Annotated in this window: 12 protein-coding genes; 7 read left to right on the top strand and 5 right to left on the bottom strand. The window is 53.0% G+C overall.

What is annotated here, in order from left to right; genetic code table 11:
- Positions 1 to 11: 11 nt before the first annotated feature.
- From KO497_RS01480 to KO497_RS01450, 7 genes are read left to right on the top strand one after another with little or no spacing between them, the layout of a single operon-like run.
- Entirely contained in the window at positions 12 to 965 is a 954-nt protein-coding gene (locus tag KO497_RS01480; protein WP_215942201.1) for an ABC transporter permease, read from the top strand.
- Complete coding sequence (locus tag KO497_RS01475) at positions 958 to 1,899, top strand: iron chelate uptake ABC transporter family permease subunit (protein WP_215942200.1); 942 nt, start codon at positions 958 to 960, stop codon at positions 1,897 to 1,899. The genes KO497_RS01480 and KO497_RS01475 overlap by 8 nt, the downstream gene beginning before the upstream one ends.
- Entirely contained in the window at positions 1,896 to 2,651 is a 756-nt protein-coding gene (locus KO497_RS01470) for an iron ABC transporter ATP-binding protein (RefSeq protein WP_215942199.1), read from the top strand. The genes KO497_RS01475 and KO497_RS01470 overlap by 4 nt, the downstream gene beginning before the upstream one ends.
- Before the next feature lie 36 nt (positions 2,652 to 2,687).
- The gene (locus KO497_RS01465; RefSeq protein ID WP_252729462.1) at positions 2,688 to 3,374 is read left to right on the top strand and encodes a MotA/TolQ/ExbB proton channel family protein; all 687 of its coding nucleotides are present in this window, start codon (positions 2,688 to 2,690) and stop codon (positions 3,372 to 3,374) included.
- Positions 3,371 to 3,748, top strand: a complete 378-nt coding sequence (locus KO497_RS01460; protein ID WP_215942198.1) for an ExbD/TolR family protein — start codon at positions 3,371 to 3,373, stop codon at positions 3,746 to 3,748. The genes KO497_RS01465 and KO497_RS01460 overlap by 4 nt, the downstream gene beginning before the upstream one ends.
- A gap of 2 nt (positions 3,749 to 3,750) precedes the next feature.
- Positions 3,751 to 4,173, top strand: coding sequence for an ExbD/TolR family protein (locus KO497_RS01455; RefSeq protein WP_215942197.1), 423 nt, complete (start codon positions 3,751 to 3,753; stop codon positions 4,171 to 4,173).
- Positions 4,170 to 5,069 carry an energy transducer TonB gene (locus KO497_RS01450; protein WP_215942196.1) on the top strand — a complete coding sequence of 300 codons (900 nt, stop codon included), beginning with the start codon at positions 4,170 to 4,172 and terminating at the stop codon, positions 5,067 to 5,069. Before KO497_RS01455 ends, KO497_RS01450 begins: the two co-directional genes overlap by 4 nt.
- Positions 5,070 to 5,219: 150 nt before the next feature.
- Here KO497_RS01450 and KO497_RS01445 read toward each other — a convergent pair whose 3' ends face one another.
- From KO497_RS01445 to KO497_RS01425, 5 genes are all read right to left on the bottom strand, one after another.
- A complete protein-coding gene (locus KO497_RS01445) occupies positions 5,220 to 7,196 on the bottom strand; it encodes a TonB-dependent receptor domain-containing protein (RefSeq protein ID WP_215942195.1) in 1,977 nt (658 codons plus the stop codon).
- 514 nt (positions 7,197 to 7,710) lie between these two features.
- Positions 7,711 to 8,907, bottom strand: a complete 1,197-nt coding sequence (locus tag KO497_RS01440; RefSeq protein ID WP_215942194.1) for an MFS transporter — start codon at positions 8,905 to 8,907, stop codon at positions 7,711 to 7,713.
- 89 nt (positions 8,908 to 8,996) lie between these two features.
- On the bottom strand, positions 8,997 to 9,959 hold the full coding sequence (locus tag KO497_RS01435; protein ID WP_215942193.1) for a Bug family tripartite tricarboxylate transporter substrate binding protein: 963 nt from the start codon (positions 9,957 to 9,959) through the stop codon (positions 8,997 to 8,999).
- A 46-nt stretch (positions 9,960 to 10,005) separates the two neighbouring features.
- A complete protein-coding gene (locus KO497_RS01430) occupies positions 10,006 to 11,550 on the bottom strand; it encodes a tripartite tricarboxylate transporter permease (RefSeq protein ID WP_215942192.1) in 1,545 nt (514 codons plus the stop codon).
- A 36-nt stretch (positions 11,551 to 11,586) separates the two neighbouring features.
- On the bottom strand, positions 11,587 to 12,123 hold the full coding sequence (locus KO497_RS01425; protein ID WP_215942191.1) for a tripartite tricarboxylate transporter TctB family protein: 537 nt from the start codon (positions 12,121 to 12,123) through the stop codon (positions 11,587 to 11,589).
- Between the last annotated feature and the right edge of the window lie 400 nt (positions 12,124 to 12,523).

Raw genomic sequence — 12,523 nt, 5'->3', positions numbered from 1 at the left:
CCAATAATATCATGCGCCCCACCCTCACCCTTCTCGGCCTATTGGTGCCATTGTCAGTGGCCAGCCTGTTGATCGGTGCTGCCGGAATTGGCTTTGCCAGTTTTGGCAGTGACCCGCATATGGCGCTGATCATGAGCGTGTCGCGCCTGCCGCGCACCTTGGCGGTGATTCTGACCGGAGCGGCTTTGGCCATTGCCGGAGTGGTGATGCAACAAATGGTGCGCAATCGCTTTGTCGAACCGGGCACGACAGGCACGGCGGAAAGCGCCGCGCTTGGTTTGCTCGCCGTGACGATTGTTGCGCCTGCATCGCCGATCTGGGTGAAAATGGTGGTGGCAAGCCTCGCAGCCATGGCTGGAACAGCGCTGTTCTTACGCCTGATCCGCCGTTTGCCTGCACGTGAAGTCCTATTGGTGCCTGTAGTTGGGTTGATCTTGTCCGGCGTCTTGGGCGCCATTGTCACATTCGTCGGCTGGCAAACCGATCTTTTACAGCTCATCAGCATCTGGCTCATGACCGGAGAATTTTCGGGTGTCATTGCAGGACGTTATGAGTTGCTTTGGTTTGCTGCGGGTGCCGCCGCATTGGCATGGTTCGCCGCAGATCGGTTTTCCATTCTTGGCCTTGGGCGTGAGACCACAACAAGTCTTGGCCTGAATCCCGATGCGGTCATGCGACTTGGCTTGGTGGTTGTTTCCGTGGTCACCGCGCTGGTGATTGTTACGGTAGGAATGATCCCGTTTGTCGGACTTGTGGTGCCCAATATTGTGGCGCGGCGCTTGGGTGACAATCTGCGCGCGACTTTGCCGGTTACGGCCGCAGGAGGCGCCACTCTTGTCTTGGCTTGTGACATTGTAGGACGTCTGGTGCGTTTTCCTTATGAAGTCCCGGTTGGAACGATTTTGGGGGTGATTGGCTCTGGCCTATTCTTGTGGTTGCTCTATCGGGAGCCCGCACATGGATAGGCGTTTTGCACTGTTGAGCATCGCTCTGGTCGCATCCTGCGGCTTTTATTTGTTTTGGGGTCTTGGTCCGCGTTGGCAATTCATACTGGGTTTGCGCGCACCTAAATTGATCGGAATGTTGCTGGTCGGTGCCGCGATTGCGGTGGCGACCATGGTCTTTCAAACCGTTTGCCGCAATCGAATCCTTACCCCACAAATCATGGGATTTGATGCGCTCTACATCCTGATGCAAACCGCAATGGTCGCGGTGCTGGGCATCAGCGGCTATGCAGGCTTGTCCATCTCTGTAAAATTCGGGGCCGAAGTTGTGGTCATGACCGTGGCCGCTTTGTTGTTGTTTGGAACTCTCTTGGGCCGAGGGACACAGGACGTGGCGCGTTTGGTGCTGACGGGTGTGATTTTAGGCGTGCTGTTTCGATCTTTCTCAACCTTTTTGGCGCGGATTATCGACCCAAATGCATTCGCGGTGGTGCAAGCGGCAAGCTTTGCGAGCTTTACAAATATTGAACCCAATTTGTTGCCCGTGACAGGCGTGGTCTGCCTTGGTGCAATCGCGCTGTCCCTTTGGTTGTCCCCACGTCTGGATGTGTTGGCGCTTGGTCGCCCGATCGCAATATCGCTGGGATTATCTCATGATCGATTGGTGCTATTGGCCTTGGTGATTGTGGCCGTTTTGGTCGCGGTTTCAACGGCACTGGTCGGGCCAATTGCATTCTTTGGCCTGCTCGTCTCGGGTCTGGCGCATGAATTGACGGGGTCTTCCCGCCACGCCCGTTTGCTGCCCATGGCAATCTTGGTCGCAACTCTAATGTTGGTCGCTGGGCAAACGCTATTCGAGCGCGTTTTGGGCCTGCAATCGACGCTTTCTGTGGTGATCGAATTTGCCGGTGGCCTGTTTTTCCTATGGCTTTTGTTGAAAGGGCGTACGCGATGATTTGTGTTAAAAATCTCAGCCACAGCATCGGCAAAACCTCGGTTTTGCAGGATATCTCGCTGGAAATTCCAAAAGGTAAGGTGACCGCTTTGGTCGGGCCGAATGGCGCGGGGAAATCAACGCTTTTGTCTTTGATTGGCCGATTGATGCCATTGCAAACGGGGCGTATTTCTATCGATGGATCCGACATCGCGCAAACGCCAACACGCGAACTGGCACGCAGAATGGCGATTTTGTCGCAAACCAATTCGCTTGGGAGCCGTTTGCGTGTGCGCGAATTGGTGGGTTTTGGGCGCTGGCCTCATCACCAAGGCCGACCAACACATGAAGATGAGCAGTTGGTCATGCAGGCGCTGGATGCCCTCGATCTGACCGCGCTTGGCAATCGTTTTTTAGAAGAGCTTTCCGGCGGTCAACGCCAACGTGCCTTTATCGCAATGGCCTTGGCGCAGGGCGCGGATTGGCTGCTCTTGGACGAACCCCTTGCGGCTCTCGATATGGCTTTTGCCCGCCGCATCATGGCCCAGCTTGTCGCATTGCGAGAAGCGGGGCGCAGCATTGTTGTCGTGGTGCATGACATCAATCATGCGGCGGCTTGGGCCGATCACGTCATCGCGCTTAAAGAGGGGCGCATCGCCGCAGAAGGCCCCCCCGAAACGGTCTGCACCAGTCAAGTGTTGGGCGACATTTTCGATATGGAGCTGCGCGTCACCCAGATTGAGGGAAAGCCGCTGGTTCTGCACCACTTATGATCTCGAAACCTAAGCCAAATAGAAAAGTGAAACACAATGGAAACTATGACCAACGGATCTATGCAGATGGCTTTTGATCGGCTTTTGGCTTTCGTCAGCATGGGCGGCGCCGCAATGTGGGCCATCGCCATTCTCTCTGTCATCACGGTTGCTTTGATTTTGTGGAAAGCCATGCGATTGCTTTCGCTTGGGGCATGGTCCGGCGGTAAGCGCACGGATCTCGCCCTTGGGCTATGGGCGAATGGCCATAAAGAGGAGGCCATTGCCTCTTTGAAATCACGCCGTTCTTTGCGCGCGATGCTGGCCCTTGCGGCGATGCAGGCGACGCTCAAACCTGAGTTGGATCAAACCGCAGCCGAGGCGGAAACAACCCGTGTCGCCCGCGCGCTTTTGGTGCGGGCGCGGGCAGGACTTCGTGGCTTGGAATTGGCATCTACGATTGGGCCATTGTTGGGTCTACTCGGAACGGTGACAGGGATGATTGCCGCATTTCAGGCGCTACAAGAGGCGGGATCACGCGCGGATCCGGCGGCTCTTGCTGGAGGGATCTGGGAGGCGCTCTTGACCACAGCCGCGGGTATGGCCGTGGCGATTCCGGCATCCATTGCGCTGACATGGTTTGAGAGTGTGCTGGATGGTTTGCGTCACGACATGGAAGACAGCGCCACACAAATCTTGCACGGCACACAGCAGGTCACGCCACAGCAACAGGCCGCTGAATGATCAGTTTCGGCGCAGATAAACCCCGGCGAAAGCCAAATTTGACGCCGATGATCGACGTTGTTTTTTTGCTTTTGGTCTTTTTCATGCTGGCCTCACGCTTTGGCGCAGATCGAGCGCTGCCCCTGACGGTGACAGGATCGGGCGGAAACTATAACGGCCCGCCGCGATTGGTGGAGTTGGTGGCCGACGAGGTACGGCTCAACGGGGTCGTGATGAACCAAGATGAACTGATCGAAACCCTGCAAACTCTCACAGAGAGCGGCGAGGATGCGATCATTTTACGCGCCCGCGATGAGGCAGATTTGCAAGCGCTCGTCCATGTCATGGATGGCCTAACGGCGGCGGGTTTTTCTCGTCTTGTATTGGTGGAATAGAGATGGATTTCAGCACCAAAACACCGAAGCGGAAAGAAGAAAATCTGCTACCCATGATTAACGTCGTGTTCTTGTTGCTTATTTTCTTTCTGATTTCTGCCAAGATGACGCCCCCTGAGCCGTTCGAAGTGACCCCTCCTTCAGCACAGGTCGAGGCCGAAGCGGAGGGTGAGTTTACATTGTATATCGCCGCCGATGCCCGCGTTGGGTTTAGGGATGCGATCGGGGAGGACGCGTTCCAGAGGCTGGCTGCGGAGCAAACCGCATATTGTGAGCTAAACGACTGCGAGGAAGCCAAGCCTCATCTGACGCTACGCGCCGATACCGCCCTGGCTGCGGAACAACTCGCAGCGCTTTTGCCGGAGATTTCCAAATTGGGTTTCGCCCAAATTGAATTGGTCGCACAATCAGGAGGTACGCCATGAGCGCTCGCTTACAGGCTGCCGCGGCCATTGCAATGGCCGCAGGCCTACATCTTGGTGCCTTTGCCTTACGCCCGGCAACCGTGGGCGCGGTATCCTCTGGCGCGGGCGGAGAAGGGTTGGTGTCATTGCAGGCAGCAAATGCCTCCATTGCCGAGATGGTTGAGGCATGGGACAAACCGCCCGAAATCGAAATGACACCAGATGTCACTCCTCCTCAGCCCGTTCAAAACATCCAAGCGCCAGAATTGCACGCGGCACGAGATGCTCCCCCCCGTTTGCCGCAAGTTGCCGCGCCCATGGCGCTGCCATCCGTTGCAGATGCGCTGCCAGAGGCAGATATCAGTCTCCCGCCGCCTCCCGTGGTGGCAGAGGAAGAACCCGATCCGGAAATTGAACAAGCCCTCGCGGGAATCAAGCCGATCCCACGGCCCGCACCCCCTGAAAAAGCCGTAACAAAGCCGAAACCGCCAGCCAAAGTGGCAACCCCTGCCAAAAAAGCCGCGCCGGCATCAGCGGCCCGTGCCGCCCAACGTGCAAGTGGTGCAGGTGGTGGAGCACAGGCAGGATCAAACGGCACATCAGAGGCTGCGACATTATCAAAAGCCACTTTGAACGATCTGCGCGCCAGTTGGGGTGCAGGCATCCGTACCCGCATCGAACGTCGAAAAACCTATCCGAACGCCGCACGCGGGGCATCCGGCACCGTCACAGTACGCTTGACGGTCAGCAGATCCGGTCAACTGTTGGGTGTATCTCTGGCGAAATCTTCAGGCAATGCTGCATTGGATCAGGCGGCCATCAACGCGGTGAATGTAGCGCGAAAGTTTAAAGCGGCACCAAAAGGTCTCACGGATTCACAATACAGTTTCAGCCTGCCCATGAGGTTCTCGCGCTAAGACGCGCGTCCCGATTGGGTGCACTGCAAACGCAGCATTATTTGTGTCACCCAAAAAAAGGGGAGGCCATAAGGCCTCCCAAGGTGTTCCACGAGATATGCTTTAGGGACAAAGGCCCCCAAAGCGATTTTTGAACCATATAAGGCGACCTTAAAAGTCAACAGTGGCTGTCAGACTGATTGCGCGGCCCTCAGCGTATTGGGGGTATACGATGCGCGTATCACTGATCTCAGTGTACACATATGACGAACGCTCATAGTAATATTCATCGAACAGGTTATCGACACCAAGGCGTAACGTTAAGCCATCCACTTGCTGCGGCTTATACTCGGCATATGCATTAACGACCGTATAGCTGTCATGTGCATAGAAATTGCTTGCAGACATCAAGTCGCTGTCGAGTGTACCCGCCCATGCAACGGTTCCTCCGACCTTCAGTTGATCAGAGATGTTGTGATCAACGTAAAGCGTTGCAAGATCACTTACGGGCACGATGCTTCCGCCGGCTGGCAGCACAGCATCACCGTTCTCTGACACATCTGCTTTGGTGTAAGATCCGCCAATGCGCCCGTTTGCATAGTTATAGGCAAGATTCAGCGTCATACCCTTGGAACGCACCTCTCCACCGTTGTTGATCTCATCCACAGTCCAATCATAATTGGCGTAGTCTTCGACCTTGATGTCGAAATAGGTAAGACCCCCAGTGAAAGCACCGCGAGAACCGTTCACACCGATTTTGTAATTGGTCGAGCTGGCGCCTGCATAATCGGACGCAAAATCGTAATCCCGCGCGTGCATCAAGCCATATTCACCAATATCATAACCAACCCATGTCTGAGAGGCGCCTGCGAACACTTCAAAGCCGGGTGCGAATTCATAAGATGCTGTGAGATTTGCACTTATACCGCTGTCTTCGAAACGCTGGCCATCCATGTCGTTGAAAATCATGTGGTCTGCGCGCAGGCCTGTTGACAGGTCAATCCCGTTGTCGAACTCGAAACGCCCTTGCACATAAGCGCCAACCTGCATCGTGTCGAGGTTCTGAATCTCTGGTGTGCCAGTGACATCGCCGTAGTTATCGACGCTGTAGTCTTGGTAGGCAAAATCCACACCTGTGACGATCGATCCGCTCTGTACGGTAAAAGTGTTTTCGATCTTGCCGCCGATCGCGCCGTTGTCCAACTCCATATCGCCGTTGCGCCCATCCACAACATAGTTCGGACGCCAGTAGTTATTTTCGGAATAATAAAGCAGAATTTCTGGGTTCCAGACATCAGTTGGCGCAGTTGTTGTGTATCTCAGGCTCACGATGTCGTTCGTGATATCGAGTGGGTACACTGTGTCATCATGGTTCAAGTCCATGTTCATTTTGATAACACGATCAGCTGAATCTTCGCTGTGCTCGTAAGACAGCTCGACCCGATGCTCTGCCCATTCATACCCCAACTTGGTCATGAGACCTTGCGCTGCCGCTTCGGACCCTGTGACCTCAGTGCCTGATCCATCGGTGTAATCATCACCGGTTTGATTGCTCAGCACGACCAGATAGTCAAAGTTCCCCGTGTCGCCAAAGGCGGCCAATGAGCTGGTCAATGTATTGCCATTGTCGCTATAGCCCAACGAGGCACGACCGCCGAAATTGTCGCCATATTCAAGCAGATCGCCCGCTGATACAGTTTCGTAACGCAACGAACCCGCAGCGGCCCCGAAACCGGCATCGGCGGTGGAAATGCCCGCCTCGACCTCAACGGATTTCAAAAATGCTGTGTCGACAACGTTCGACCCTGTGTGGTGCCAGCTGGTGACCCCCTGTGGGACGCCATCTACAGTCACAGCAAGATTGGATTGCTCCATGCCAAACACATAGACTCGTTTTGATGGGCCTGCGCCTCCCGATACTGTCACGCCTGATTCACGAGAGAACAGTTCAGACAGGTTTTGGGGTTGGATCGCTTGGATATCTTCTTCGGAAATTACAGCGCCGCCAGTGGCTTCGATGTTTTCTTGACCCGCCTCAATCAATGAGATGTTGATCGGGTCCAATTCATATATTTCTTGCGCAAAGCCCGCAGCCGCAAATGCGGCATAAGACACGCCGCACAACGCCATAAAACGCGATACTTTCATGAAACTTTCCTTTTAATTGCCGTTTCTTCGAATGATGTTCACGAATTAGGCAGTAGGTTACAGATTCTCAAGTATTTTTGTCGGGTATATATTAGATTGAAATATATAACATTTTTCATATTCATTCGCCTTCAGTGCCATGAGGGCAAACCATCTCCTTAAAAACCAATAAAAACAGTAAGATTAAAGGGGCGCCCATGCGAAATACCCTGTGACTTGCAATTTCCAATTGCACGCAAATGGTGCCAAAAAATCACAACATATGAAAATTTTGTATGACGAACGAGAGTGATAGTCAGGATTGGGCTTAGAAGCCCTTAGCCGATCGAGAGCTTTTTTCAACACGATCACGCGCGCACCATCCGGTGTTAAACACCGCGTTGAAGGTAAAAAATGGTGCAGACATTCATTCCACAAGACGAACGAAGCATCGGTATCAAAAATTCATCTATGTTCTGAACAGGTTCAGGCGATTAGTTGGCGGAGACCTCAACCAGCTCAATCAGGTCATTTTCTACGCCCTGCCAGTGTCTCGAGATTGTCGATGTAATGACCACAATATCGCAGCGCCTCCAGCAGGAAAGATCGACAGGATTAGCAACGATTGTGACCAATCCAAATTTAATACGGCCCACCCGAATAGAACCGCTGTTGGCAGTGAGCATAAACGCATCATCGTAGCGTGTAGTCCCATAGCGGACCCGACACGGGATTGCCCAACAAGACCGACTAGAGCCGTTACAGCCAATCCATTCCAGCTGAGTGATAACACCGTGGTTAAAACCAAAACTCCAATAGATATTGGGCCTTGTATGCCTACAAACACCGATGCAGCAAGAATCGAAACCGTTACTGCAACCGCACACCGAACTAAGTCCGGTAGACTGGACTCGGATCGGTCACTCCACCAACCCAGCAGAATTCGCATAACGCCACATAGAATATGGATAATGGCAAAAATGGCAGCAGCAGCACCGACTCCCACATTCTGGGTTTCAACCAGCATGACAGTTATAAACGCGTTTAAAGAAACCTGAGCCCACTGAAGCAGGCCTGACGCGAACGCCAACTTCAAGACGCTTGAGTCTGTATAGGGAGGACGATCTGTTCGAGCCCTTTTATTTTCATAGTTGAGAGGCAAACGGGGCGAGAAATTGGTGAAGCCTACGATTGCACCGACGCCCGCGAATATGGAAAGGCTGATGAAAACACCCCTCAAATCGAATTGCCAAACGATGAGCGGCACCATCAATGCAGCAATCACCGCTCCTGCCGGAATCGCGACCTGACGCAGCCCCATTGCAAAACCCAGTTCCGCACCTGCAAACCTGACAGAAACAGCCCGCCCCGATGATACAACCGCCGCGCAGCCCAATGCCCCTGAGGCGATCAAAGCTAGGCCTAGGCCAAGTGGACTCGCTTGGAAGGATGCAAGAAGCAACGCCATAGAAGCCCCGCCAAGACCGACCACGACTACCGCTTTCTCACCAAAGCTGTCCGCCAGTGTTCCCCATATATAGATCGTCAGGACAACGCCCCATGACACTGAAGCAAGTAGAAAACCCAATTCAGCGAGGGAGAGGTCGAAAGTTATGAGAAGCACGGGTCCCAACGCTGGAAACCCCTGCTGCAGGACGGAAAAGCAAGCCTGCACAAACATTGCTGCTGCCAAAACAACCCAACGGTTCTTGGACGTGCGATCTGAATTCATAATGGGCAAAGCCCCTACTGTTTAACGTGGGTCTTTGGCGTTATAGGGGCACCAAAGTGCCCCTAACTCGATTACTAAAGGTTACCCGTTTAGTTTTGGGTGAGCTTAATGACTAACTCTTTAAAAGTTTGCGATTGTTCGGCTCGGCGAGACTCGTAAGTAGCTCCATCCACAAAGCTTTCTGTCTCACCAATTCTTGACATCAAGGATTTGAAAGTGTCGTTTTCTTGCAGGTCCACAAATGCCTGACGCAAAAGAGCGAGACGATCCTCGGCTATATCGCTTGGAGCCATGACGATACGGTGCATGACGCCTACCCCTTCAAGCAAAGGTAGATCAGTCCCATAGATAGGAATGTCATCCGCGATCGCATCACTTTCTTCACCACAGGCCAGCGTTACGATACGGTTACCCAGCCCCTGAATCACGCTGGGCGAGACCGTGGTAAAATCCGCATCGCCGGCCAGAACAGCCTGCAACGCAGGCCCGCCACCGGGATAGGGAGTCAGGTTAAATCGAACATCATAGCGCGACATGATTTCGGCAGCATGGATCATTCCCGAGCCCCACTGGCCACTGTGCGCCCATTCAATCTCACCTGGATTGTCCTGCGCAAATTCGACCAAATCATCAAAGGTTTTGAAATCCCCATCTGAGTTCGCAACGATACATGTCGCGACGGTGTTCAACTGCGCGACCGTGACGAAATCCTCCAGCGGATCATAGGGCAACTTTGTTGTATATTTTTGCAACTGGTCATAAATATTGTGCGTAAACAACAACGTATAGCCATCAGGTCGCGCATTCGCCGCTTCCGCCGTCGCGGTCTGGCCACTAGCTCCGGGCATTAGTTTTACAATCATGGGCTGCCCGAGATATTCTGAAATCAGGCTGGTAACCACCCGTGAATTTACATCATGGGATCCACCAGCTCCAAACGGAATGATAAGTGTGATCGCCTTTTCAGGGAAGTCCTGCGCCTGAGCCGTTGAAACGCCCATCGTTGCAGCAAGAAAACCTACAGCCACGTGTTTGAAAATAGTGCGTATCATGTCTTTTCTCCTCTCCAGTTAGGTTGCGGTCATTTCGAATTTGGGATCATGCATTCGGGGATGAACGTGTTTTCTCCTCCGTAAGCATTTTGCTCGCCAGTCGTTGCATGCTGACGGTGCGACGCCACATCCACCACGCGAGAAGCGGAGTGGCGAGTAAAAGACACAGCGCAACTGGACGTTCAAACAATATGAACCCCCAAATATCCCCGTGAGCGATGCTAATGGATTGACCAACAGCGCGTTCCAGATCTTGCCCGATGATGAAGGCCATAATCATCGGGGTGACCGGAAAATGTAGTTTGCGACATGCGTAGCCAAACAGCCCGAACCCAACTAGAAAATAAAGATCAGTCGGCTCGTAGCGGAACACGTAGGCTCCCGCGAACGCGAGCGTCACAGTCAGCGGTAAAAGTAGGGATTTGCGGATCGTGACGACCCGTGCAAACAGCGGGATTGTGAAATACCCAATCACCAGCAACATCAAGTTAGCGATAATCATCGCATTAAGAATGGCATAAACCATCGGCCCTTGTTCTATCATCAAGTCCGGCCCTGGGCGAATGCCCTGCGCAATGAATGCACCAAGAAGAATTGCCGTGATGTTGTCCCCTGGAATACCCAAAGTCAAAAGCGGCACCAGTGTCGGTCCGTTCACTGCGTTGTTCGCGGCCTCAGGTGCAGCGACGCCTTCCAAATGGCCTGTACCAAATTTTTCAGGTTCTTTTGATGCATTCTTGGCAGCAGCATAGCCGATAAACGCCGCCGCGACCTGCCCCGTCCCCGGAATGGCCCCTATCATTGTTCCAATACCTGTGGATCGGATGATCGTGCGGAGACACGACCGGAATTCAACCCAAGTCAGACGCGCCTCTTTGCCCAGATTCAAGGAGCTCTTAACATAGTCACTCGCACGTTTTTCAGCTGCAATCATGACTTCTGGAAGTGCAAACAAGCCGATCAACATTGGCAACAGCGGGATACCCGAACGCAACTCGAACACATCAAACGTGAATCGCGATAGCGCACCGATAGGGTCTTGACCAATCATCCCGAGGAATAGTCCGAGAACCAGCATGACCATGGCTTTGACAAAAAGACCGTTACTGGTCGCGGCGATGACGATCAAGCTCAGCAATATAACAGCAGCCAATTCCGGTGGCCCAATCTGTGCCGCGATCATCGCAAAGACACCGATAGCAATGATCGTAATGATGTCGCTGGATGTGTCCCCGATGACGGAGGCAACCAACGCAATATCCAGCGCTTTGCGCGATTGACCTTTGCGCGTGAGCGCGGGACCATCAAACACAGTTGCAGCCGCAGCGCCCGTTCCCGGAATGGACACCAGAATGGCAGGAATACTTCCGCCGAAAATGCCCCCCTTATACACGCCCATAAGGAACGGAACCCCGATCAACGGTTCGCTGAAAAAGGCAATCGGCAACAAGATAGCCATTGCCATGGTTGTCGTAAGACCCGGCATAGCCCCTACAAAAACCCCTAGAAACAATCCAGTGGCGATCCATGCAAATGTTTCGAGCTGCAATAATAATGGAAAACTTGCCAGATAACTGTCCCATAGCCCCATTCTAAGTACTCCTTGGAGATGTCATTGCGATATGCATTAAAACCAGCCCATGTCCGCAAGCGGGAATGCCGGCAAAAAGACCTGCATGACCCGTGTGAATAGATTAAAGATCGCAAGCGGCACCGCTAAGGCAACGAGCAGGCCAAGCCAGTAGGTTCGGTTGCCGTAAAATGTGCTTAAACCAAAAACCAGCAGGGCCGATGAGACGACAAATCCAAGAACCGTCATGAGGGCAGCAAATGCGGCAAAAGCGGCCAGCGAGACAGAGGTGTTTATGTAAGCTTCGCGGTCAAGTTCCCTGAACAGGTTCTTCTCGGTCATGAAACCTGCTTTGACCAAATACCAAAGTCCAAGGCAGAAGAAGGCCATGCCGACAATGCGTGGAAATAAATGCGGATCTAAACCCGTCGAGGGATCGCCAAAAAGGACCAGTGCTTTTTCGACTTGATATGGCGCAATAACCCAGATGAGGATACCTGCAATGATAACCCCTATCCCGCAGACCACATTGAAATTAACGGAATACGTTTCTGCGACTTGTGCGTCGGATGCGACTTCGAACTCCTCAGACATAGTGTCTCGCCCTCCCCAAACCATAGAGAGACGCCGATAGCACACAGGCCAAGCCCTTATATAAATGTCGCATTATGCCCTCCCAGACCTATTGCCCCCGCTTACAAATGGACCCATCAACACTGATCGTTGACGCGTGATGCAGACTTGCAAGTTAACAACACCTGAGCATGCAAAGCTAATTTTATCTATAGTGAGTTTAGAACAACCCTTTTTCCGAAATGTCAGACACCGCAGCTCCGTTGGCGCAAGTTAATGTGTCTGGCGCGATCGAATTATCCCTCATCTCTGCGATCTGGAGTTGATTTCCGATTATTGGGAAAGGGAGTATTTCCACTTACTGCGGTGCCGAGGGGGATGGGGTTGGGCTAGCATTGCGTTGTCCACGATGGCGCCCGAT

The sequence above is a fragment of the Pacificibacter marinus genome (assembly GCF_018860665.1).
Taxonomy (GTDB): domain Bacteria; phylum Pseudomonadota; class Alphaproteobacteria; order Rhodobacterales; family Rhodobacteraceae; genus Celeribacter; species Celeribacter marinus_A.
This window is presented reverse-complemented; position numbering and strand designations above follow the sequence as displayed.

Coding starts and splice junctions, on each gene's coding strand:
- KO497_RS01480 (WP_215942201.1), top strand. CDS start 12: ATGCGCCCCACCCTCACCCTTCTCGGCCTATTGGTGCCATTGTCAGTG.
- KO497_RS01475 (WP_215942200.1), top strand. CDS start 958: ATGGATAGGCGTTTTGCACTGTTGAGCATCGCTCTGGTCGCATCCTGC.
- KO497_RS01470 (WP_215942199.1), top strand. CDS start 1,896: ATGATTTGTGTTAAAAATCTCAGCCACAGCATCGGCAAAACCTCGGTT.
- KO497_RS01465 (WP_252729462.1), top strand. CDS start 2,688: ATGGAAACTATGACCAACGGATCTATGCAGATGGCTTTTGATCGGCTT.
- KO497_RS01460 (WP_215942198.1), top strand. CDS start 3,371: ATGATCAGTTTCGGCGCAGATAAACCCCGGCGAAAGCCAAATTTGACG.
- KO497_RS01455 (WP_215942197.1), top strand. CDS start 3,751: ATGGATTTCAGCACCAAAACACCGAAGCGGAAAGAAGAAAATCTGCTA.
- KO497_RS01450 (WP_215942196.1), top strand. CDS start 4,170: ATGAGCGCTCGCTTACAGGCTGCCGCGGCCATTGCAATGGCCGCAGGC.
- KO497_RS01445 (WP_215942195.1), bottom strand. CDS start 7,196: ATGAAAGTATCGCGTTTTATGGCGTTGTGCGGCGTGTCTTATGCCGCA.
- KO497_RS01440 (WP_215942194.1), bottom strand. CDS start 8,907: ATGAATTCAGATCGCACGTCCAAGAACCGTTGGGTTGTTTTGGCAGCA.
- KO497_RS01435 (WP_215942193.1), bottom strand. CDS start 9,959: ATGATACGCACTATTTTCAAACACGTGGCTGTAGGTTTTCTTGCTGCA.
- KO497_RS01430 (WP_215942192.1), bottom strand. CDS start 11,550: ATGGGGCTATGGGACAGTTATCTGGCAAGTTTTCCATTATTATTGCAG.
- KO497_RS01425 (WP_215942191.1), bottom strand. CDS start 12,123: ATGTCTGAGGAGTTCGAAGTCGCATCCGACGCACAAGTCGCAGAAACG.